This is a genomic window from Streptomyces sp. MBT65, assembly GCF_016612545.1.
Lineage (GTDB): Bacteria > Actinomycetota > Actinomycetes > Streptomycetales > Streptomycetaceae > Streptomyces.
Genome location: NZ_JAENRY010000071.1, coordinates 1 through 23,011, shown reverse-complemented (window position 1 = coordinate 23,011; position 23,011 = coordinate 1). Strand labels below are relative to the sequence as shown.

The 23,011-nt window shown below is 70.4% G+C and carries 16 protein-coding genes; 4 read left to right on the top strand and 12 right to left on the bottom strand.

Going from position 1 to position 23,011, the window contains the following annotated elements:
- Window positions 1-47: 47 nt before the first annotated feature.
- From JHN63_RS18180 to hrcA, 7 genes are all read right to left on the bottom strand, one after another.
- Window positions 48-3,281: a S41 family peptidase gene (locus JHN63_RS18180; RefSeq protein ID WP_200682121.1), complete on the bottom strand. Its 3,234-nt coding sequence runs from the start codon at window positions 3,279-3,281 to the stop codon at window positions 48-50.
- Between the two features lie 70 nt (window positions 3,282-3,351).
- Complete coding sequence (locus JHN63_RS18175) at window positions 3,352-3,912, bottom strand: hypothetical protein (RefSeq protein ID WP_200682120.1); 561 nt, start codon at window positions 3,910-3,912, stop codon at window positions 3,352-3,354.
- Between the two features lie 87 nt (window positions 3,913-3,999).
- The gene (locus JHN63_RS18170; protein WP_200682119.1) at window positions 4,000-4,392 is read right to left on the bottom strand and encodes a VOC family protein; all 393 of its coding nucleotides are present in this window, start codon (window positions 4,390-4,392) and stop codon (window positions 4,000-4,002) included.
- A 16-nt stretch (window positions 4,393-4,408) separates the two neighbouring features.
- Complete coding sequence (locus tag JHN63_RS18165) at window positions 4,409-5,161, bottom strand: 16S rRNA (uracil(1498)-N(3))-methyltransferase (protein WP_200682118.1); 753 nt, start codon at window positions 5,159-5,161, stop codon at window positions 4,409-4,411.
- Window positions 5,158-6,234 carry a nitronate monooxygenase gene (locus tag JHN63_RS18160; RefSeq protein ID WP_200682117.1) on the bottom strand — a complete coding sequence of 359 codons (1,077 nt, stop codon included), beginning with the start codon at window positions 6,232-6,234 and terminating at the stop codon, window positions 5,158-5,160. Before JHN63_RS18160 ends, JHN63_RS18165 begins: the two co-directional genes overlap by 4 nt.
- A gap of 144 nt (window positions 6,235-6,378) precedes the next feature.
- Window positions 6,379-7,512, bottom strand: a complete 1,134-nt coding sequence (dnaJ, locus tag JHN63_RS18155) for a molecular chaperone DnaJ (protein WP_033285943.1) — start codon at window positions 7,510-7,512, stop codon at window positions 6,379-6,381.
- Window positions 7,513-8,529 (bottom strand): heat-inducible transcriptional repressor HrcA, encoded by a 1,017-nt coding sequence (hrcA, locus tag JHN63_RS18150; RefSeq protein WP_200682116.1) that lies wholly within the window; start codon window positions 8,527-8,529, stop codon window positions 7,513-7,515.
- A gap of 172 nt (window positions 8,530-8,701) precedes the next feature.
- Here hrcA and JHN63_RS18145 point away from each other — a divergent pair, with 172 nt between their 5' ends.
- Both JHN63_RS18145 and JHN63_RS18140 read left to right on the top strand, forming a co-directional pair.
- Window positions 8,702-9,421 carry an MBL fold metallo-hydrolase gene (locus tag JHN63_RS18145; RefSeq protein ID WP_200682115.1) on the top strand — a complete coding sequence of 240 codons (720 nt, stop codon included), beginning with the start codon at window positions 8,702-8,704 and terminating at the stop codon, window positions 9,419-9,421.
- A 34-nt stretch (window positions 9,422-9,455) separates the two neighbouring features.
- Window positions 9,456-10,265 carry a DUF3097 domain-containing protein gene (locus tag JHN63_RS18140; protein WP_200682114.1) on the top strand — a complete coding sequence of 270 codons (810 nt, stop codon included), beginning with the start codon at window positions 9,456-9,458 and terminating at the stop codon, window positions 10,263-10,265.
- Here JHN63_RS18140 and JHN63_RS18135 read toward each other — a convergent pair.
- The 3 genes from JHN63_RS18135 to JHN63_RS18125 all read right to left on the bottom strand — a co-directional run bounded on the left by JHN63_RS18135 (window position 10,243) and on the right by JHN63_RS18125 (window position 13,862).
- Window positions 10,243-10,482, bottom strand: coding sequence for a hypothetical protein (locus tag JHN63_RS18135; RefSeq protein ID WP_307781916.1), 240 nt, complete (start codon window positions 10,480-10,482; stop codon window positions 10,243-10,245). The two genes, JHN63_RS18140 and JHN63_RS18135, sit on opposite strands and share 23 nt — an antisense overlap.
- A 226-nt stretch (window positions 10,483-10,708) precedes the next feature.
- The gene (gene hemW, locus JHN63_RS18130; protein WP_200682113.1) at window positions 10,709-11,941 is read right to left on the bottom strand and encodes a radical SAM family heme chaperone HemW; all 1,233 of its coding nucleotides are present in this window, start codon (window positions 11,939-11,941) and stop codon (window positions 10,709-10,711) included.
- 28 nt (window positions 11,942-11,969) lie between these two features.
- Window positions 11,970-13,862 carry a SpoIIE family protein phosphatase gene (locus tag JHN63_RS18125; RefSeq protein ID WP_200682112.1) on the bottom strand — a complete coding sequence of 631 codons (1,893 nt, stop codon included), beginning with the start codon at window positions 13,860-13,862 and terminating at the stop codon, window positions 11,970-11,972.
- A gap of 102 nt (window positions 13,863-13,964) precedes the next feature.
- Between JHN63_RS18125 and JHN63_RS18120 the strand changes: the two genes are divergently transcribed.
- Window positions 13,965-18,155 carry a HAMP domain-containing protein gene (locus JHN63_RS18120; protein WP_200682111.1) on the top strand — a complete coding sequence of 1,397 codons (4,191 nt, stop codon included), beginning with the start codon at window positions 13,965-13,967 and terminating at the stop codon, window positions 18,153-18,155.
- Window positions 18,156-18,167: 12 nt separating this feature from the next.
- Window positions 18,168-18,752 (top strand): two-component system response regulator, encoded by a 585-nt coding sequence (locus JHN63_RS18115; protein WP_200682110.1) that lies wholly within the window; start codon window positions 18,168-18,170, stop codon window positions 18,750-18,752.
- Window positions 18,753-18,858: 106 nt separating this feature from the next.
- Here JHN63_RS18115 and JHN63_RS18110 read toward each other — a convergent pair whose 3' ends face one another.
- Both JHN63_RS18110 and lepA read right to left on the bottom strand, forming a co-directional pair.
- Entirely contained in the window at window positions 18,859-20,748 is a 1,890-nt protein-coding gene (locus tag JHN63_RS18110; RefSeq protein WP_200682109.1) for a long-chain fatty acid--CoA ligase, read from the bottom strand.
- Window positions 20,749-21,020: 272 nt separating this feature from the next.
- Window positions 21,021-22,895 carry a translation elongation factor 4 gene (gene lepA, locus JHN63_RS18105; RefSeq protein ID WP_200682108.1) on the bottom strand — a complete coding sequence of 625 codons (1,875 nt, stop codon included), beginning with the start codon at window positions 22,893-22,895 and terminating at the stop codon, window positions 21,021-21,023.
- Between the last annotated feature and the right edge of the window lie 116 nt (window positions 22,896-23,011).

Sequence of the window (23,011 nt, the reverse complement as noted above, 5' to 3'; positions counted from 1 at the left end):
GTTGCGCCCACGCGGCGGAGCCGCACGTCGATATAGCCGCGCGCCCCTCAGGTAGGCAAGCCGGGCGGTGTTTTTGCCGGACTGGTCTCCAGCGCCTCTAGTGCCAGCCTGATTGCCTCGTCCAGCTGGGTGTCCCTTCCCGCCGCATAATCCTGAGGCCTCTGCACCACCTCTACGTCCGGATCCACCCCGTGGTTCTCGACTCCCCAGCCGTAACCCTCAAGCCAGAACGCGTACTTGGGCTGGGTGATGAGTGTGCCGTCGACCAACCGGTACCTGCTGTCGATGCCGATCACCCCGCCCCACGTACGCGTACCGACCACCGGACCGATGCCCAGCGCCTTGATCGCCGCGTTGACGATGTCGCCGTCCGAGCCGGAGAACTCGTTGGCCACGGCCACGACCGGGCCGCGCGGGGCGTCCTCGGGGTAGCTGTAGGGTCGCATGCCGCGCGGGAGGTCCCAGCCGACGATGCGGCGGGCCAGTTTTTCGACCACCAACTGCGAGGTGTGGCCGCCCCGGTTGTAGCGGACGTCCACCACCAGGCCCTCTCGGGCCACCTCCACGCGGAGGTCTCGGTGGATCTGGGCCCAGCCGGGGGCCTGCATGTCGGGGACGTGGAGGTAGCCGAGGCGGCCGCCGGACTTCTCGTGGACGTAGGCGCGGCGGTCGGCGACCCAGGCGTGGTAGTAGAGCGGTTCCTCGTCCGCGAGGGGGACGACGACCGCGTGCCGGGGGTCTCCGCCGCCGGCCGGGGAGATGGTCAGCTCGATCGGTTTGCCCGCCGTGCCGATGAGGAGGGGGGCCGGGCCGGTGACCGGGTCCACGGGCTGTCCGGCCACCGCGAGGATCGCGTCGCCCGCGCGGACGGCGACGCCGGGGGCGGCCAGCGGGGCACGGGCGGCGGGGTCGGAGGTCTCGGAGGGCAGGATGCGGTCGATGCGCCAACTGCCGTCCTCGTGACGGGAGATGTCCGCGCCGAGCAGTCCCTGGCGCTCGCCGTGGCCGTGGCCGCCGCGCGGGGTGACGTAGGCGTGCGAGGTGCCGAGTTCGCCGTGCACCTCCCAGAGGAGGTCGACGAGGTCGTCGTGGGTGGCGAGGCGGTCGAGGGTCGGGCGGTAGCGGTCGAGGACTCCGGCCCAGTCGACGCCGCTCATGTCGGCGCGCCAGAAGTTGTCCCGCATGATGCGGCCGGTCTCGTCGAACATCTGCCGCCACTCGGCGGCCGGGTCGACGGTCTGGCGGATGCGGGACAGGTCGACGTTGATGTTCGAGTCGCTGTCGTCGTCGTCCGAGCCCGAGGCGCGGCGGTCGCTGGGGACGACGCGCAGTTTGTGGTCCGTCCAGAGCAGGACGCGTTTGCCGTCGCCGCTGACCTCGAAGTGGTCGGCGTCCCCGGCGAGGTGCTCGATGCGCTGCTGGGCGAGGTCGTAGCGCTCCAACTCCGTTTTGGGGTCGGGGTCTTCGGGGGTCGCACGGGTGGCGCCGAGGACTCCCTGCACCGGGTGGCGCAGCCACAGGACGCCGTCCTTGGCCGCGCGCAGGTTGGAGTAGCGGCCGGCCTCGACGGGGAACGCGACGATGCGGTCGGACAGGCCTTCGAGGTCGACCCGGGTGGTGGGGCGGCCCTCGCTGTCGGGGGTCTCGTCCTTGTCCGGGGCCTCGAAGGGGCGGCCGTGCCGCTGCGGTCCGAAGGGGGACGGGGTGGTCGCGGCGAGGGTGATCAGGTGCGGGCGGTCGCCGACCACGAAGGCGAGGTCGAAGACGTGCTCGTCGTAGACCGGGTCGAAGGAGCGGGTGGAGAGGAAGACCAGGTGCTTGCCGTCGAGGGTGAAGGCGGGGGCGTAGTCCTGGAAGCGGAGCGGGGTCGCCTCGGTGACCGACAGGTCGGTGGTGTTGGCGAGCTTGAGCTGGCGCAGCGGGCGCGGGCCGGGGTGCGACCAGGCGAGCCAGGCGGAGTCCGGGGAGAAGGAGAGGCCCGAGGCGTCGCCGTCCTCGCTGCGGTCGACCTCGCGGACCTCGCCGGTCTCGCGCTCGACGAGGAGGACGCGGCCGTCGTGCGCGGCCACGGCGACCCGGCCGCCGTCGGGGGCCACGGTGAGGGCGAGGACGCGGCCGAGCTGTCCGGCGGCGAGTCTGCGCGGGGTGGCGCCGGGGGCGAGGCCGGTGGCGGGGGCGAACTCCAGGGCGTCGTCGCCCTCGGCGTCCGTCACCCACACCACCCACTCCTCGCCGTCGGCGCGGAAGGTGTGGGGCAGCCGGGCCCGTACGCCGGGGGTGGCGGCGAGCGCGCGGGCCGGGCCGGAGCGGTGGGTCACCCAGTGAACGGTGCCGCGGACGGCGACCGCGCTGCCGCGCGCGGTGTGGTCGGGCGAGGCGGAGCCGAACCAGCGGGCGGCGGACACCGGGAACGGCTGCTGGTCGGTGCGCTGGCCGCCGAGCCGGAGGTCGAGGCGGCGGGGTTCGGCGCCGTCCAGGTCGTCCAGGAGCCAGAGTTCACCGGCCGAGGAGTACACGATCCGGGTGCCGTCGCCGGACGCGTGGCGGGCGTAGAAACCGTCGAGGGGTGTGTGGCGACGGAGGTCGGAGCCGTCGGCGAGGGAGGAGTAGAGCGCGCCGGTGCCCTCATGATCGGACAGGAACGCGATCCGGTCCCCCGCCCACACCGGGTACTCGATGTTGCCGTCCAACTCCTCGTGCAGGCGGGTGAATTCGCCGTCGCCCTCGCGGTCGATCCACAACTTGCCCGCCGTGCCGCCCCGGTAGCGCTTCCACCAGGCGGCCTCGCGGCCCATCGGCGCGGAGAGCAGGACGGTGGCGTCGGGGCCTACGGCCACATCGCCGACCGGCCCGTACGGGAGGGTGGTTGCGGGTCCGCCGTCCAGCGGGATCGCGCGGGCCCAGCTGCGGCGGAGGTTGGCCTGGCCGTGGGTGCTGATCGCGAGGACCTGGCCGTCCGCCGTCCAGCCGCGGACCTGGGTGCGTGAACTGCCCCAGTACGTCAGGCGTTTGGCGGGACCGCCGTCGACCGGGGCGATGTGCACCTCGGGGGCGCCGTCCCGGGTGGAGGTCCAGGCGACGGTCGTGCCGTCGGGCGAGATGCGCGGGTGGGACACCGGCACGTTCTCCGCGCTGACCCGCCAGGCCCGTCCGCCGCCGTCGAGGGACGCCAGCCACACATCGTCCTCGGCGGTGAAGGCGATCAACTCGCCGTGCAGGTGCGGGAAGCGGAGATAGGCCTGGGGACCGGCCTGGGCTGCGGACGCTGAGGGCTGAGTCACCTGATCAGCGTATGCAGCCGCGGCCTGCGACGACAGTGGTTTGGATCACTTGCCCTCTATGGGCGGACGGTCACTTGCCTTCCACGGGCCAGCAGGTCGGGTCGCCCTTGCACCAGATCGTCCTGGTGACCGTGACGGTCGGTCCCGGGCCGTAGGTGAGGGTCGGGTTCGGGTTGGACACGGACGACGGAGTCGCCGCGTTGCAGTCGCCGAGCCCGGTCACGTGGAACACCTGCTTGCCGCCGACCTTGGCGACCAGGTCGCCGCGCACACACGCCCCGTCGACGGCCCGGGTGACCTTGCCGGTGACGGTGATGTCCCGGTTGTCGTCCGTCTGTCCCTGGCAGTCGACGCTGACGACCGTGGTCTCGGTCGGCGAGGGCGTCTTCCCGGGCGTGTAGGCCTTGTTGCCGCTGCCGTAGTTGCCCGTGCAGGTCAGATAGCGCACGCCCACATGGTCCCGCTTGAGCTCCGCGGTCGCCGTCTTGTCGGTGGTGTACGCGACGGTCGCCGCACTGAGGTCACCGGGCTGGCACGCGACGGCCCCGCCCACGGCCACCACCGCGAGCCCCGCCGCGGCGGCCACCCGCCGGCCGCGCGGCCGACGCCAGTTCTGTCTCAACGCCCCCATGGACGGCAGCCTGCCACCGTCAGGGCGCACACGGAAGAGCGCATACGGCCACCCGTGCGCCGGGGGCGCGGTACCGGCGCACGATCGTCAGCCGCGGAGCAGCAGCCACTCCTGAAGCTCCACCAGATTGCCCTCGGGGTCCTTGAGATGGGCGACCCGCATCCGGTCCGTCATCGCCGCGGGCCCGTGCAGCAGCTCGGCGCCCCGGGCGATGATCTGCGCGCAGTACTCGTCAAGACCGTCGACCCGCAGCACCACGAGCGAGCGGTGCCCGGTGGCCGACTCCCCCAGTTCGCCGAGGACTTGGGCCATCATCGACCGGTCCTGGAGCGCGATCCCTGCCGAGCCGATCGAGGGGGAGAACTTCTCGTACGGTCCCTCGGTCGCCCCCGACTGGGGCTTCAGGCCGAGGACTTCGGCGTAGAAGTGGTAGCAGGCGGCGAAGTCGGTGACGAGCAGCCGTACTTGGGCGAGTTCCACAGCGATTCCCCCTGGTTCAGGACCAGCGTCCGGTACGACCCAGGAGCAGGGCGGTCGCCGCGGTCCCGGCCGTCGATGTACGCAGCACGCTACGCCCGAGCCGGCAGGCCTTCGCACCCGCGTCCTCGAAGAGCCTCAACTCCTCGGGGGAGACGCCTCCTTCGGGGCCCACGACCAGCACGATCTCGCCCGCGGTGGGGAGTTCGGCGGTGGCGAGGGGCTCGCTGCCGTAGTCGCGGTCCTCGTGGAGGACGGCGGCGAAGTCGGCTTTGGCCAGAAGTGCCGCAACCTGCTTGGTCGTTGCCGCGTCCGCGACCTCCGGGAAGCGCAGCCGGCGGGACTGCTTGCCGGCCTCGCGCGCGGTGGCCCGCCATTTCGCGAGGGCCTTGAGGCCCCGCTCGCCCTTCCACTGCGTGATGCAACGGGCGGCGGCCCAGGGGACGATGGCGTCGACTCCGGTCTCGGTCATCGTCTCCACGGCCAGCTCGCCGCGGTCGCCCTTGGGGAGGGCCTGGACGACGGTGATGCGGGGGCTGGGCTCCGACTCGGCGGGGAACGCGTGGAGTTCGACGATCAGGCGGTCCTTGCCCTCGGCCCTGAGGACCACCCCGGCGGCGCCCCGGCCCTGTCCGTCCGTGAGCACGACGTCCTCGCCGGGCTGAAGCCGTCGTACCGAAACGGCGTGTCGTCCCTCGGGTCCGGTCACCTCGGCGACGGAGCCGGGGCCCACGCCCGCCAGGGACTCGACGATGAACACCGGGGCGGTCATCGGAGGTTGTCCCCGGTCGACAACGCTGTCCGGGCGGTGGCCAGTTCGGCGGCCAGGACCTCGACCAGTTGGCCGGCCGGCAGTTCGCGGGCCATGCGGTGGCCCTGTCCGGCCCACAGGGCCATGCCCTGCGGGTCGCCGGACGCGGCGGCCTGCTTGCGGAGCGGGGAGGTCAGGTGGTGGATCTCCGGGTACGCGGCGGGGGCGTAGGGGCCGTGCTCGCGCATGAAACGGTTGACCAGGCCGCGGGCCGGGCGGCCGGAGAAGGCGCGGGTCAACTCGGTGCGCGTGAACAGGGGGTTGGTGAGCGCCTGCTTGTGCAGGGCGTGGGCGCCGGACTCCGGGGTGGTGAGGAATGCCGTGCCGAGCTGGGCCGCGCTCGCGCCCGCGGCGAGGGCCGCGGCGATCTGGCTGCCGCGCATCAGACCGCCGGCGGCGACGATCGGGAGGCTCACGGTCTCGCGGATCTGGGCGACGAGGGAGAGCAGGCCGACACCGGCGCCGTCGTTCTCCGGGAGGTCGCGGTGGGTGCCCTGGTGGCCGCCGGCCTCGACGCCCTGCGCGATCACCGCGTCGGCACCGGCCCGCTCCACGGCGAGGGCCTCCTCGACGGTGGTGACGGTGACGAGGGTGAAGGTGCCGGCCCGGCGCAGCGACTCCAGCACCTCGGGTGTCGGGACACCGAAGTGGAAGGAGGCGAAGGACACCGGGTTGTCGAGCAGGACGGACAGTTTGGCGTCGTAGCCGTCCTCGCGGCCGCTGTCCGGGTCGCCGAGCTCCGTCTCGTACCAGGTGGCCTCGCCGGCCAGCTGGTGGGCGTAGACGTCGACGGCCGCCTTGTCCGCGTACTCGGGCTGCGGCATGAAGAGGTTCACACCGAAGGGACGGGACGTCAGACTCCGCAGTTGCTTGATCTCCTGGTACATGCCGTCGGCCGTCTTGTACCCGGCGGCGAGGAATCCCAGCCCGCCGGCCTCGGTCACGGCGGCCGCGAGGCGCGGGACGGAGACACCGCCCGCCATCGGGGCCTGCACGATCGGATGAGGGAGGAGATCGGTCAGTGCGGAGGACATGACGGCATGTTGTCACGTCCTCCGAACAAGTCCGAATCCGGCCTTGGCCCTGGCACATGCCACTGCTTTCGGCCGGTCCGGCCCTGGCGGACGAGGCCGTCCGGAGCGAGGAGAGGGTCCGGGGGCGGCTGCCCCCGGACCCTCTCAGCGACCGTTGAAAGCGTCCTTGAGGCGCGAGAACAGCCCCTGCTGACCCGGCTGGAACGTCCCCATGGGGCGCTCCTCGCCACGCAGCTTCGCCAGTTCGCGGAGCAGCCGTTCCTGCTCCACGTCGAGCTTGGTCGGGGTGGTGACCTCGACGTGCACGATGAGGTCGCCGCGGCCGCCGCCGCGCAGATGCGTGATGCCTCTGGTGTGCAGCGGGATCGACTGGCCGGACTGGGTGCCCGGGCGGATGTCGACCTCCTCCATGCCGTCCAGCGTCTCCAGCGGCACCTTCGTGCCGAGGGCCGCCGCCGTCATCGGGAGGGTGACCGTGCAGTGCAGGTCGTCGCCGCGGCGCTGGAACATCGCGTGCGGCAGCTCGTGGATCTCGACGTACAGGTCACCGGCGGGGCCGCCGCCGGGGCCGACCTCGCCCTCGCCCGCGAGCTGGATCCGGGTGCCGTTGTCCACGCCCGCCGGGATCTTGACCGTGAGCGTGCGCCGCGAGCGGACGCGGCCGTCACCGGCGCACTCCGGGCACGGCGTCGGCACGACCGTGCCGAAGCCCTGGCACTGGGGGCAGGGGCGGGACGTCATGACCTGGCCCAGGAAGGACCGGGTCACCTGCGAGACCTCACCGCGACCGCGACACATGTCACAGGTCTGCGCGGAGGTGCCGGGGGCCGCGCCCTCGCCGTTGCACGTGTTGCAGACGACGGCCGTGTCGACCTGGATGTCCTTCGTGGTGCCGAAGGCCGCCTCGTCCAGCTCGATCTCCAGCCGGATCATGGCGTCCTGGCCCCGGCGGGTGCGCGAGCGCGGTCCGCGCTGCGACGCCGTACCGAAGAAGGCGTCCATGATGTCCGAGAAGTTCCCGAAGCCGCCCGCGCCGAAGCCCGCGCCCGCGCCGCCCGCCTGCGAGAGGGGGTCGCCGCCGAGGTCGTAGACCTGCTTCTTCTGCGGGTCCGAGAGCACCTCGTAGGCGGCGTTGATCTCCTTGAAGCGCTCCTGGGTCTTCGGGTCCGGATTCACGTCCGGGTGCAGCTCGCGCGCGAGCCGGCGGAAGGCCTTCTTGATCTCATCCTGCGACGCGTCGCGACGCACGCCGAGAACGGCGTAGTAGTCCGTGGCCACTTAGGACTCCGCCAGGATCTGTCCGACGTACCGTGCCACTGCGCGTACCGCTCCCATCGTTCCCGGGTAATCCATGCGGGTCGGTCCGACCACGCCGAGCTTGGCGACTGCCTCGCCGCCCGAACCGTAACCGACCGACACCACGGAAGTGGAGTTGAGTCCCTCGTAGGCGTTCTCGTGACCGATCCGTACGGTCATGCCCGAATCCCCCGCCTCACCAAGCAACTTGAGGAGGACGACCTGCTCCTCCAGGGCTTCCAGGATGGGGCGGATGGTGAGGGGAAAGTCATGTCCGAAGCGGGTGAGATTGGCGGTGCCGCCGATCATCAGCCGCTCCTCGGTCTCCTCGACGAGGGTCTCCAGGAGGGTGGAGAGCACCGTCGCGACCGTGCCGCGGTCCTCGTTCTCGAAGGCCTCCGGCAGGTCCTGCACGAGCTGCGGCACGTCCGCGAAGCGGCGGGCCGCGATCCGGCTGTTGAGCCGCGCGCGTAGATCCGCGAGCGAGGACTCCCCGAAGGGCGCCGGGCAGTCCACCATGCGCTGCTCGACCCGCCCGGTGTCGGTGATCAGCACGAGCATCACGCGCGCGGGGGCCAGCGACAGCAGCTCCACGTGGCGGACGGTCGAGCGGGTCAGGGACGGGTACTGCACGACGGCGACCTGCCGGGTGAGCTGCGCGAGCAGCCGGACCGTACGGCCCACCACGTCGTCGAGGTCGACCGCGCCGTCGAGGAAGTTCTGGATGGCCTTGCGCTCGGGGCCGGTCATCGGCTTGACGCCGGCGAGCTTGTCGACGAAGAGGCGATAGCCCTTGTCCGTCGGGATGCGTCCGGCGCTGGTGTGCGGCTGGGCGATGTAGCCCTCGTCCTCCAGGGCCGCCATGTCGTTGCGCACCGTCGCCGGGGAGACGCCGAGGCTGTGCCGCTCGGTGAGCGCCTTGGACCCGACCGGCTCCTCGGTGCCGACATAGTCCTGGACGATGGCGCGCAGCACCTGAAGCCTGCGTTCGCTGAGCATCGCGCACACCTCCAGTTCTGGTCGCCGTTTTGTTGCCGGGCTGCCCTTTCCTGGCACTCTGTGCGCGTGAGTGCCAGCGTTCCCCGGCCCAGTGTACGGCCGTGAGGTACACCCCGGGCAAGGCCGGTCCCGCGATGTCAATCCCTGGTGCCCTCACCGTTAGCGTCGCCGTATGACGGTGACTTGGGAAGAGGCGGGGTGGGAGCGGCTGGCCGCCGGGGTGGGGCGGTGCCGGCTGCCTGGCTGGGACTGCACGGTGGGGCTGGTCGTCGGGGGTGGCTCGGCGCTCATGATCGACGCGGGGTCGAGTGTGCCGGAGGGCGCGTGGTTGCGCACTCAGGCGCAGGCGCTCGCCGGGCGGCGTGTGACCCATCTCGCGCTCACCCACGCCCATTTCGACCATGTCCTCGGGGCGGCGGTCTTTGCCGGGGCGACGGTTCTCGCGGCCGGCGGTCTGCGCGAGGTGTTCGAGCACGGCGGTGAGGAGCTGCGGGCCGACGCGGTGCGCAACGGGCTGGATCCGCGGGCGGCGGAGAACGCGGCGGACCTTCTCGTGTGCCCCCGTGAATACGTGTGGGGCACCGCGGTGCTCGCCATGGACGGCGGTCCGGAGGTCCACCTGGTGGCGACGCGCGGACACACCGCCCACGACCTCGCGGTCCTCGTCCCCGGCTCACCGGCGGTCGTGTTCTGCGGCGATCTGGTCGAGGAGTCCGGCGAACCGCAGGCGGGCCCCGACGCCGTACCGGCGCACTGGCCGGCCGCGCTCGACCTGCTCCTCTCCCTGGGCGGCGAGGACGCGCTGTACGTGCCCGGTCACGGAGCGGTGGTGGACGCCGGGTTCGTGCGGGCCCAACGGGACGCGTTGGCAGGCCGTTTCGGCGTGTCGTGAAACCGGGCGGGCCGGTTCTCCTATCGTCATCCGAATGCGCCAGTACTCCGCCGACCTGACCCCGCCGTGGAAGAAGCCGAAGCCCGTGCCCGAGGTCGCCGCGGAGGCGGGCCTCGTGGTCGAGGAGCCCGGCACCGGTTTCTGCGGCGCGGTGATCCGCTGCGAGGCCGGCACGGTCACCCTGGAGGACCGCTTCGGCAAGCACCGGGTGTTCCCCCTGGAGCCGCGCGGCTTCCTCCTGGAGGGCCGCGTGGTCACCCTGGTGAAGCCGGTGTCGAGTCCGCTACGGCCCACTCGTACGGCGTCCGGTTCGGTCGCCGTCCCCGGTGCACGCGCGCGTGTGGCGCGTGCCGGGCGGATCTACGTCGAGGGGCGGCACGACGCGGAACTCGTCGAGCGGGTGTGGGGGGACGACCTGCGCATCGAGGGCGTGGTGGTCGAGTACCTGGAGGGCGTGGACGACCTGCCCTCCATCGTCGCCGAGTTCGCCCCGGGCCCGGACGCGCGCCTCGGCATCCTGGTGGACCATTTGCTCCCCGGCACCAAGGAGTGGCGCATCGCCCAGTCGGTCACCAGCGAGCACGCGCTCGTCGTCGGCCACCCCTACATCGACATCTGGGAGGCCGTGAAACCGTCCTCCGTGGGCATCGCCGCCTGGCCCCGGGTACCGCACGGGCAGGACTGGAAGACGGGGGTGTGCCGGGCGCTGGGTTGGCCGGAAAACACCGGTGCGGTGTGGCAGGCGATTCTGGCGAAGGTGGGGTCGTACAAGGATCTTGAGCCGGAACTGCTGGGGCGGGTGGAGGAGTTGATCGACTTCGTCACGGATAGCGGTGAGGCCTGACGTCGGGGAAAGTTCCGAACTCGCTGGTGTCCAGTTCGAGCACCAGTGTGATCAACTGGGACGGCACCAGATTGCCTGAGGCCGGGACCACCCCGCGCTCCAACACGATCAGGTCCGGAATGGGTTCGCTGGCCTCACCGACGATGTCCACATCCTGGGTCTGGAGGCGATTCCAGCGCTGCCGAGGGATCTGGTCCTGCACATCGGCAACGATCAAGTTGTGCACGATGTTCGGGGGCTGGCCATCATCACGACCACCCCCCGAAGAAGCTCCACCTTGAGTCCCTCGGGCGGCTCGAACCCCTCGAAGAACCTGGTCACCCCACGCTCGTCCACAGCGGTCATCTCCATGGCCTCCATATCCGCCGCGTGCTGTCGGCGGCAGCCTACGAATCAGGTTAGGGACCGAACCCGCGTTCCGCACTGATTCACTCCCCGAGTGATCAGTCCACCAGATCCCGCACCACCGCATCCGCCAGCAACCGCCCCCTCAACGTGAGCACGGCACTCCCCTCCTCGTACGGCCCCGCCTCCAGCAGCCCCTCCCCCAGCGCCCGGCGCGAAGCCGCGAGCCCCTCCGGCCGGAGCAGGTCCAGTGGGGCGCCCTCCCGCAGCCGCAGTTCCAGCAGAATCCGCTCCACCCGGCGGTCCTCCGCCGAGAGGATCTCGCGGCCCGCGCCCGGTGACCGGCCGGCCGCCAGCGCCCCCGCGTACGCCCCCGGGTGCTTCACGTTCCACCACCGCACCCCGCCCACGTGCGAGTGCGCTCCGGGGCCAGCGCCCCACCAGTCGGCGCCGCGCCAGTACAGCTCGTTGTGGAGGCAACGGCCGGAATCCGACGTCGCCCAGTTCGAGACCTCGTACCAGTCGAAGCCCGCCGCCGACATCACCTCGTCCGCGATCAGATAGCGGTCGGCATGCACGTCGTCGTCCGTCATCGGGACCTCGCCGCGGCGGATACGGCGGGCGAGCTGGGTGCCCTCCTCGACGATCAGGGCGTACGCGCTGATGTGGTCGGGGCCCGCGCCGAGGGCGGAGTCGAGGGACGCGCGCCAGTCGTCGTCGCTCTCGCCGGGGGTGCCGTAGATCAGGTCGAGGTTGACGTGGTCGAAGCCGGCCGCGCGGGCCTCCGCGACGCACGCCTCGGGGCGGCCGGGGGTGTGGGTGCGGTCCAGCACCTTCAGTACGTGCTGTTTCGCGCTCTGCATGCCGAAGGAGACGCGGTTGAAGCCGCCGTCGCGGAGGGCCGCGAGGTAGGCGGGGTCCACCGACTCCGGGTTCGCCTCCGTGGTGATCTCCGCGTCCGGGGCGAGCCCGAACTCGTCCCTGATCGCGCCCAGCATCCGTACGAGATCGCCCGCCGCGAGGAGTGTGGGGGTGCCACCGCCGACGAAGACCGTGCGGACCGGGCGCGGGTCGTCGCCGAGGACCTTGCGGGCCAGGCGGACCTCGTCGATCAGGGTGTCCGCGTAGTTGTCCCGGGAGGCCAGCACTCCGCCCGTGCCGCGCAGCTCGGTCGCCGTGTAGGTGTTGAAGTCGCAGTAGCCGCAGCGGGTCGCGCAGTACGGGACGTGCAGATAGAACCCGAGGGGGCGGTCGGCCGATCCGGCGAGCGCCTGTGCGGGCAGGGCGCCGTCGTCGGGGACGGGATCGCCGTCGGGGAGTGCGGAAGGCATGCCCTCCATTGTCCAGCACCGGCGGGGATCACTCCGCCTGGAGCACCAGCAGCGCCATGTCGTCCTCCGGAGGACGGCCGCCGAACTCGTGCACCAGGCGTTTGATGCGCTCCGCGATCAGCTCGGCGGTCAGGCCCGCGCACCCGGCGAGCGCGGTCGCGAGGCCGTCGCCGTCGTCGAACTGGACGGAGCCGGAGCGCCGCTCGGTCACCCCGTCGGTGACGCACAACAGGCTGTCGCCCGGCCGGAGTTCGAAGGTCTCGCTGGTGTACGTCACGTCCTCGATGACCCCGAGGAGGGTCTGCGGGCGGGCCACCGTACCGACGCCGCCGTCCGGGCCGAGGAGCAGCGGCAGCGGGTGTCCGGCGGAGGCGAGGGTGCAGCGGACTCCGCCGTCGAAGGGGACCAGCTCGCCGTAGAGGAGGGAGAGGAAGCGGGGGCCGTCGCCGACCGGGCCCGGCATCCCGCCCGCTGCCACCATCGCGTGGGCCGCCGCGTCGGCTGCCTCGGTGGCGTCGTCGAGGAGGAGCTGGTTGAGGCGGTCGAGGACGTCGGCGACGCGGTAGCCCTCGCGGGCGAGGAGGCGGAGCCAGGGGCGGGCCAGTCCGATCACCACGGCGGCCTCGGGGCCCTTGCCCTGGACGTCGCCGAGGGCGAAGCACCAGCGGCCGTCGCCGGCCGGGAACAGGTCGTAGAAGTCGCCGCTGGGGCCGCCCTTGTCGCAGGGTTCGTAGACGAGGGCGCTGTGCACGCCGGGGATCTCGGCGACCGCGCCGGGCAGCAGGCCGCGCTGGAGGACGCGGCTGATGGTGGCCTGGCGGGCGTACTGGCGGGCCGCGCCGATGGCGAGCGCGACGCGGCGGCTGAGGTCCTCGACCAGGCCGGTGACCTCGTCGGGGAAGCACGGCAGCCCGGACCGTCCGATGACCAGCGTGCCGAGCGGCCGACCGCCCGCGATCAGTCGGTACGCCAGCGCCGCGCCGTAGGTGCCGTGCGGGCCGAGGGCGTCGGCGGGCCAGGGGTAGGACACGGGCCGCAGGGAGTCCGGCGGGCGGGGCGGGTCCTTCTCCAGGGCCTCGCGCAGCTCCTCGATACGGTTCTCGCTGCCGTGCCAGACCCGGGCCAGACGCGGTCCGGCACCGGCCCCGGCGTCCTCGCTCCAGCCCCCTCGGCCCAGCGCCTCGTCCTCCAGCCATACGGCGCACCAGTCGGCCAGCCTCGGCACTATCAGCTGTCCGGCGAGCGCGGCGACGAGGTCCTCGTCGAGCTGTCCGGCGAGGAGGTCGGAGGCCTCGGCGAGGAAGGAGAGGGCGCCGCGGCCGAGCCAGTCCCGGTCGCGTTCGGCGCGCTGGGGTTCGGGGGCGAGGATCTCGGCGACGCGCAGGCCGCGTTCCACGGCGTACGTCTCCAACTCCTGGACGGCCGGGGTGCCTTGGGCGGGCATCCGGGCCCAGACGGTCTTGGTGCCGGTGCGGTAGGTGACGCCCCAGGCCTCGGCGAGGGTGGAGACGAGGCGCAGGCCGCGGCCGAACTCCGGTGTCTCGTGGGCCGGTTCGGCGTTGTTGTCGCGCGGGGCGCGGGAGGGGTGGTGGTCGGCGACCTCGACGACGATCGAGTCCGTCTCCTCCAGCCGGCACACCAGCTCGACGTCCGTGCCGGCGTGCACGACGGCGTTGGTGACGAGTTCGCTGACGACGACCATCGCGTCGTCGGCGAGCCGGTCGGTGAGGAACTCGGTGCCGGACAGGCCGAGTTCGGCCCACTCGCGGAGCGCGGCCCGCACCAGGCCACGGGCGGAACCGGGCGCCAGGGAGCTTCCGGACAGCGTGGCGCGCACCGTCGTACGCCGGTCCGCGCCGTGGTGCGCGGGCGCGTCGGGAGCACGCGAAGTGGTCTCCCGTTGCGTCGGTATGGCCCCCATGCACAGCTCCCCGAGCAGATCGGACGAATACGCCTCGGTCGATGCGGACAGAGTGACAGACTGACCGCGGCCATAAGCGCCGAGTCACCGAAGTGGGCCACCATGAGTGAGAACAGTGCTAAGCGTGTGCTCGAAGACGGACACAAAGAGGACTGGATTCGACCATCGGATCTCCGTCCGCTGCTCGCCGTGATGACCGCGGCGCGGGACGGCGACTTCACGAAGGCACCGGAGACGGGTCACGGCATCGTGGCCGAGCTGACCGCCGTCTTCAACCAGATCATGGACCGCAGCACCCACTTCAACGCCGAGACCCAGCGCGTCAAACGCGAACTGGTGCGCCACGGCCGCCTCGACGAGCGCCTCTCGGCCAGCCCCGGCCAGGGCGGCTGGACCTCCCGCGTCAACGATGTCAACCAGCTCCTCGACGCCCTGGTGGCCCCGGCCGCCAACGCGACCCGGGTCCTGGACGCGGTCGCGGGCGGCGATCTGACCCAGCGGGTCGATCTGCACGACGGCAGCCGCCAGTTGCGCGGTGATCTACGGCATCTGGGCCGGGCCGTGAACAAGATGGTGGACCAGCTCTCCCTGTTCACCGGCGAGGTGACCCGGGTGGCCCGCGAGGTCGGCACCGAGGGCAGGCTCGGCGGGCGGGCCAAGGTGACGCGTTTGTCGGGCAGTTGGCGGGACGTGACCGAGGCGGTCAACACGATGGCGTCCCGGCTGACGGCGCAGGTGCGGGACATCGCCCTCGTCACGACGGCGGTGGCGCGCGGTGACCTGACGCGGACGGTCACCGTCGAGGCGACCGGTGAGCTGCTCGAACTGAAGCTCACCGTGAACACGATGGTCGACCAGCTCTCCGCCTTCGCCGACGAAGTGACGCGCGTCGCCCGCGAGGTCGGCACCGAGGGCCAGTTGGGCGGACGGGCACAGGTGCGGGGTGTGTCCGGGGTCTGGAAGGACCTCACCGACAACGTCAACTTCATGGCGTCGAACCTGACGTCGCAGGTGCGGAACATCGCCCAGGTGACGACGGCCGTGGCGAACGGCGACCTCTCGCAGAAGATCACCGTGGACGCCCAGGGCGAGATCCTCGAACTGAAGTCGACCATCAACACGATGGTCGACCAGCTCTCCGCCTTCGCCGACGAAGTGACGCGCGTGGCGCGCGAGGTCGGCACCGAGGGCAACCTCGGCGGACGCGCCCAGGTGCGGGGCGTCTCCGGGGTCTGGAAGGACCTCACCGACAACGTCAACTTCATGGCGGACAACCTGACTTCACAGGTCAGGAACATCGCGCTGGTGTCCACCGCCGTCGCACAGGGCGACCTCGGCAAGAAGATCACGGTGGAGGCGAAGGGCGAGATCCTGGAGCTGAAGTCCACGATCAACACGATGGTCGACCAGCTCTCCGCGTTCGCGGACGAAGTGACGCGCGTGGCGCGCGAGGTCGGTACGGAAGGAAACCTCGGCGGGCAGGCGCAGGTGCGGGGCGTCAGCGGGGTCTGGAAGGACCTCACCGACAACGTCAACTTCATGGCCCTGAACCTGACTTCGCAGGTACGGAACATCGCACAGGTGACGACCGCCGTGGCCAACGGCGACCTGTCGAAGAAGATCACCGTCGACGCGCGCGGCGAGATCCTCGAACTGAAGGACACCGTCAACACGATGGTGGAGCAACTGCGCGCCTTCGCCGACGAGGTGACCCGGGTGGCCCGCGAGGTCGGCACGGACGGCCGACTGGGCGGCCGGGCCCAGGTGTTGGGCGTCTCCGGGGTGTGGGCCGACCTGACCGACAACGTCAACTACATGGCCGACAACCTGACTTCGCAGGTGCGGAACATCGCGCAGGTCGCGACGGCGGTGGCGCAGGGCGACCTGTCGAAGAAGATCGACGTGGACGCGCGCGGCGAGATCCTCGAACTCAAGACCACCATCAACACGATGGTCGACACCCTCTCCTCCTTCTCCTCCGAGGTCACCCGGGTGGCCCGCGAGGTCGGCTCCGAGGGTCAACTCGGCGGCCAGGCACGGGTGGAGGGCGTCTACGGCACCTGGAAGCGCCTGACGACCAACGTGAACGAACTCGCGCTGAACCTCACCACGCAGGTCCGCGCGATCGCCGAGGTGGCCTCGGCGGTGGCGCAGGGCGACATGTCCCGCTCGATCACGGTGGAGACCCAGGGCGAGGTCACCGAGCTCAAGGACAACATCAACCTGATGGTGGCCAACCTCCGCGAGACGACCCGTGCGAAGGACTGGCTGGAGTCCAACCTGGCCCGGCTCGCCGCGCTGATGCAGGGGCACCGGGACCTGATGGAGGTCGCCGACCTGATCCTGCGCGAGCTGACCCCGCTGGTGAACGCGCAGTACGGGGCGTTCTTCCTGGCCGATCCGGACGAGGACAGCCTGCGAACGGCCATCCCCGCCAAGGGACTTGCGTTCATCGCCGGGTACGGGTCGGCGCAGGGGGCGACCGTCGACACGGGCGGGATGCCGGTGCACGGCCTGGTGCGGCAGGCGGCGCGGGAGAAGAAGCGGATCCTGGTGGAGGAGGCCCCGCCGGACTACATCAAGATCAACAGCGGGCTCGGGGAAGCCGCCCCGGCGAGCGTGGTCATCATCCCGATCCTCTTCGAGGACAAACTCCTCGGTGTGATCGAGCTGGCCTCGTTCTCCCGCTTCTCCGACGTGCACCTCGCGTTCTTCGACCAGTTCGTGAACACCATCGGCGTCGCGATCAACACCATCATCGCCAACTCCCGCACCGAGTCCCTGCTCGGCGAGTCCCAGCGGCTCGCGATGCAGTTGCAGGAACGTTCGGACGAACTCCAGAAGCAGCAGGCCGAGTTGCAGCGCTCGAACGCCGAACTGGAGGAGAAGGCGGCCCTGTTGGCGACCAGCTCCCAGTACAAGTCGGAGTTCCTGGCGAACATGAGCCATGAGCTGCGCACCCCGCTGAACTCGCTGCTGATCCTGGCCCGGCTGCTCTCCGACAACCCGGACGGTCATCTCACCGACCAGGAAGTGCAGTTCGCGACCACGATCCACCGCTCCGGCTCGGATCTGCTCCAGCTCATCAACGACATCCTCGACCTCTCGAAGATCGAGGCCGGCCGGATGGACGTACGCCCGAAGCGGCTTCCTCTCATCAAGCTCCTCGACTACGTCCACGCCACGTTCCGCCCGCTCACCCTGGACCGGGGGCTCTCCTTCGAGGTGTCGGTGGGCGAGGACGTGCCGCGCGAGATGTGGTCGGACGAGCAGCGGCTCCAGCAGATCCTGCGCAACCTGCTGTCCAACGCGATCAAGTTCACCGCGAAGGGACGGGTCGAACTCCGCGTCAACCGGGTCAAGGACCCCGAGCACCGCTACTCCGACAGCGACGAGGTCATCGTGTTCGCCGTCTCCGACACCGGGATCGGGATCGCCGCCGAGAAACTCCCGGTGATCTTCGAGGCGTTCCAGCAGGCCGACGGCACGACCAACCGCAAGTACGGCGGTACGGGGCTGGGGTTGTCGATCAGCCGGGAGATCGCCGGGCTGCTGGGCGGCCGTATCGTCGCGGAGAGCGAGCCCGGGAGCGGTTCGACGTTCACGTTGTACGTCCCGGTGGCGAGCCCGGGGTATGCGGCGACCGGGCAGGTCGCGGAGGCGGGGCAGGCAGGACAGGCGGGGCGGACCTTGCGGGCCTCGGAGCTTTCGGGGACCTCCGGGGATCGGGAACTGCCTTCGTTGTCCGAGGAGTTGTCCTCCGAACCGTTCACCGGGCACGAGGTGGACGACTCGTGGCCGACGCCCACCAAGCTGGAGGCGTGGAAGGTCGGGCGGGCGGGTCAAGTGCTGCCGGGGCGGCGGGTGTTGATCGTGGACGACGACATCCGCAACGTCTTCGCGCTCACCCATGTGCTGGGCCGGGTCGGGATGCCGGTGCTCTACGCGGAGAACGGCCGCGAGGGCATCGAGACCCTGGAGCGCAATCCCGACGTCGAACTCGTGCTGATGGACATCATGATGCCGGAGATGGACGGCTACGAGACCATCGCCGCCATCCGTCGCGCTCCGCGCTGGACCGGGCTGCCCATCGTCGCGCTCACCGCCAAGGCGATGCCGGGCGACCGGGAGAAGTCCATCGCGCGGGGCGCCAACGACTACGTACCGAAGCCGGTGGATGTCGACCAGTTGCTGACCGTGGTCTGCGGCCTGCTGGATCCCGAGGCCACGGACATCCCCGGGACGGATGCGGGTACGCCGGGAGAGACGGCCGCACCGCCGACGACTGAGTGAGGCACGGTCATCATGAGCGCTGAGGCAACGACCGACGAGAGTGCCGCCATCCTCCTGGTCGACGACATGGAGGACAACCTGGTCGCGCTGGAGGCCGTCCTGGGGTCCCTCAACGAGCCGCTGGTGCGCGCGCGTTCGGGCGAGGAGGCGATGAAGGCGCTGCTGCGGCAGCGCTTCGCGGTGGTCCTCCTCGACATCCGGATGCCGGGCATGGACGGGTTCGAGACCGCGGCCAACATCAAACGGCTCGACCAGACCAAGGACGTCCCGATCATCTTCCTGACCGGCACGGACTCGGACGCGGGGTACGCGTTCCGGGGGTACGCCACGGGCGCCGCCGACTATCTGACCAAGCCGTTCGATCCGTGGGTGCTGCGGGCGAAGGTGACCGTCTTTCTCGAACTGCACCGCAAGAACCAGCTGTTGGAGCGGATGCTGGCGCGTGAGCAGGGGCAGTTCGACGAACTGGCCTCGCGGCTCAAGGAGATCGAGACGCGGATGGCCGCGAGCACGGTCGAGGATGTGCGGGAACTTCGGGATCGCGTGACGGAGATGGGGCAACTGGTGCGGGAGTTGCGGCGGCGCTCGACCCGGTAGGCACGTTCGTATCCGCGGGTCGGTGGGGGCCGGCCGCGCCCACGCGGCGGAGCCGCACATCGATACGGCCCCGCGCCTCTTTGGGGCACGGGGCCTCGACCGATGGCTACGCCTCGCGTGAGCCCGCGTACATCTCGTCGATCAGGTGCTTATACTCGCGCTCCACCACCGGGCGCTTGAGCTTGAGGCTCGGGGTGATCTCGCCGTGTTCGATGTCGAGGTCGCGCGGGAGGAGGCGGAACTTCTTGATGGTCTGCCAGCGCTGGAGACCCTCGTTGAGTTCCTTGACGTAGCCCTCGATCAGGGCGACCGTCGCGGGGGCGGCGACGACCTCGGCGTAGGACTTGCCTTCGAGGCCGTTCTCCTTCGCCCAGTCCAGGATGGACGGTTCGTCGAGGGCGATGAGGGCGGTGCAGAAGTTCCGGTCGGCGCCGTGCACCAGGATGTTGGAGACGTACGGGCAGACGGCCTTGAACTGGCCCTCGACCTCGGCGGGCGCGATGTACTTGCCGCCGGAGGTTTTGATCAGGTCCTTCTTGCGGTCCGTGATGCGGAGGTAGCCGTCGGGGGACAGTTCGCCGATGTCGCCGGTATGGAACCAGCCGTCCGACTCCAGTACCTCGGCGGTCTTCTCGGGCAGCCCGTGGTAGCCCTCCATGATGCCGGGGCCGCGCAGCAGGATCTCGCCGTCGTCCGCGATGCGCACCTCCGTGCCGGGCAGCGGCTTGCCGACCGTGCCGGTGCGGTAGGCCTCGCCGGGGTTCACGAAGGAGGCCGCGGAGGACTCGGTCAGGCCGTAGCCCTCGAGGATGTGGATGCCGGCGCCGGCGAAGAAGTAGCCGATGTCCGGCGCGAGCGCGGCCGAACCGGAGACGCACGCGCGCAGCTTGCCGCCGAAGGCCTCGCGGATCTTCGCGTAGACCAGCGCGTCGGCGACCTTGTGTTTGGCGGCGAGACCGAAGGGCGCGGTGGCCGAGCCGGTGCGGCGGAAGTTGTCCTGGGTGACCTTGGCGTACTCGCGGGCGACCTCGGCCGCCCACTGGAAGATCTTGTACTTGGCGCCGCCACCGGCCCGCGCCTTGGCCGCGACCCCGTTGTAGACCTTCTCGAAGATGCGCGGGACGGCCGCCATGTACGTCGGCTGTACGACCGGCAGATTCTCGATGATCTTGTCGACCCGGCCGTCCACGGCGGTGACGTGCCCGATCTCGATGTGCCCGGAGGTGAGCACCTTGCCGAAGACGTGCGCGAGCGGGAGCCAGAGGTACTGCACGTCGTCCGGGCCGAGCAGACCGGTCGCGGCGATCGCCTTCGCCAGGTACGACCAGTTGTCGTGCGGGAGGCGGACGCCCTTGGGGCGGCCGGTCGTACCCGAGGTGTAGATGATCGTCGCGAGCTGGTCCTTGGTGATGGCCCCGACCCGCTCCTTGATCAGGTCCGGATTCTTCTCCAGGTACGCGGCACCGCGCTGCTCCAGCTCGGCGAGGGTGAGCACCCAGTCGCTCTCTCCATCGGCTCCTGTCTCCACGCCGGTCGGGTCGATGACGACGACATGCGTCAGCTCGGGGAGGTCGGCGCGCTTCTCGCGGGCCTTGGCGAGCTGTGCCGCGTCCTCCGCGATCAGGACCCTGCTGCCGGAGTCGGCGAGGATGAAGGTCGACTCGTCGGCGTTGGTCTGCGGGTACACCGTGGTCGTGGCGGCGCCGGCGCACAGGATGCCCAGGTCGACGAGGATCCACTCGACGCGGGTGGCGGAAGCCAGGGCGACGCGCTGCTCGGGCTCCACGCCCAGTTCGATCAGACCGGCCGCGATGGCGAAGACCCGCTCGGCGGCCTGCGCCCAGGTCAGCGACTTCCAGGCGTCTGGGCCCTCACCGGAGGCCGCCGGCACCGGGTAGCGGTAGGCCTCGGCGTCCGGCGTGGCCGCCACGCGCTCCAGGAAGAGGCCCGCCACGGACGGCGGACGGTTCTCGATCAGGGTCTGTGTGTCGCTCACGACATCCTCCGGGCCCGCGACAGTGCGGCTACTGGCTTGTTGCTGCGGCGGTCGACTCATTGCTGAGGCGGTTGGCTCACTGCGGCTGGTGGCTCATGTGGCTGGTGACTGGTGGCTCATGTGGCTGTTGTTTAACTCACGAGTAACTATCGAGCAGTGATCAGAGTAAGCCGCGACCGGCCGGTGCGTAAGGGGCGGTGGACGGTCACTTCCTCCGGAGCCAACACATAGGGCCCGCCGCGCGAAAGCGCAACGGGCCCCATGAATCGCCGCTACTTCTTGCCCTTGGCTCCGGGACCGCTGTCGTCGCTGGACAGCACCGCGATGAAGGCCTCCTGGGGAACCTCCACGGAACCCACCATCTTCATCCGCTTCTTGCCCTCCTTCTGCTTCTCCAGCAGCTTCCGCTTACGGGAGATGTCACCGCCGTAGCACTTGGCGAGGACGTCCTTGCGGATGGCGCGGATGGTCTCGCGGGCGATGACCCGGGAGCCGATGGCCGCCTGGATGGGCACCTCGAAAGCCTGCCGCGGGATCAGCTCGCGCAGCTTGGCGACCAACCGCACGCCGTACGCGTACGCCGCGTCCTTGTGCGTGATCGCCGAGAAGGCGTCGACCTTGTCGCCGTGCAGCAGGATGTCGACCTTGACCAGGCTGGAGTCGACCTCGCCGGTGGGCTCGTAGTCGAGCGAGGCGTAGCCGCGGGTCTTGGACTTCAGCTGGTCGAAGAAGTCGAAGACGATCTCCGCGAGGGGCAGTGTGTAGCGGATCTCGACGCGGTCCTCGGAGAGGTAGTCCATGCCGAGCAGGGTGCCGCGCCGGGTCTGGCACAGCTCCATGATCGCGCCGATGAACTCCGACGGCGCGAGGATCGTCGCGCGCACGACGGGCTCGTAGACCTTGTCGATCTTCCCCTCGGGGAACTCGCTCGGGTTGGTGACGACGTGCTCGCTGCCGTCCTCCATGTCGACCCGGTACACCACGTTCGGCGCGGTCGCGATGAGGTCGAGCCCGAACTCGCGCTCCAGCCGCTCCCGGATCACGTCCAGGTGCAGCAGCCCGAGGAAGCCGACGCGGAAGCCGAAGCCGAGGGCGGCGGAGGTCTCCGGCTCGTAGACGAGCGCGGCGTCGTTGAGCTGGAGCTTGTCGAGGGCCTCGCGCAGTTCGGGGTAGTCGGACCCGTCGAGCGGATACAGACCCGAGAAGACCATCGGTTTGGGGTCCTTGTAACCACCGAGCGCCTCGGTCGCCCCCTTGTGCAGGGTGGTGATCGTGTCACCGACCTTGGACTGGCGGACGTCCTTCACACCGGTGATCAGATAGCCGACCTCGCCGACCCCGAGCCCGTCCGCGCCGAGCATCTCCGGCGAGTTCGTCCCGATCTCCAGCAGCTCGTGCGTGGCGTTCGTGGACATCATCCGGATCTTCTCGCGCTTGGTGAGCAGCCCGTCGATGACTCGGATGTACGTCACGACACCGCGGTAGGAGTCGTAGACGGAGTCGAAGATCATGGCGCGCGCGGGCGCGTCCGCGTTCCCGACCGGCGCCGGGACCTCCTTGACGACCTTGTTCAGCAGCGCGTCGACACCGAGCCCGGTCTTCGCGGAGACCCTGAGAACGTCCTCCGGGTCACAGCCGACCAGGTTCGCCAGCTCCTCCGCGAACTTCTCGGGCTGTGCGGCCGGCAGGTCGATCTTGTTCAGTACGGGGATGATCGTGAGGTCGTTCTCCATCGCCAGGTAGAGGTTGGCGAGGGTCTGGGCCTCGATGCCCTGGGCGGCATCCACGAGCAGCACGGTGCCCTCGCAGGCGGCGAGCGACCGCGAGACCTCGTACGTGAAGTCGACGTGTCCCGGGGTGTCGATCATGTTGAGGATGTGGGTACTGCCCTCGTCGGCCCCGTCGGTGGGGGCCCACGGCAGACGCACCGCCTGGGACTTGATCGTGATGCCACGCTCGCGCTCGATGTCCATGCGGTCGAGGTACTGAGCACGCATCTGCCGCTGGTCGACCACTCCGGTCAGCTGGAGCATCCGGTCGGCGAGCGTGGACTTGCCATGGTCGATGTGCGCGATGATGCAGAAATTGCGGATCAGCGCCGGGTCGGTACGACTCGGCTCGGGCACATGGCTGGGGATCGCGGGCACGCAGGGTCCTGATTCTTGAGGCGTCCGCAGTGTCTGCGGTCTCGGGTCGGATCGATACGTAGGCTCCATCGTCCCACGGGTGGGAGGTGCGGTCCGGTTTGGGCCGGTGCGGGTGA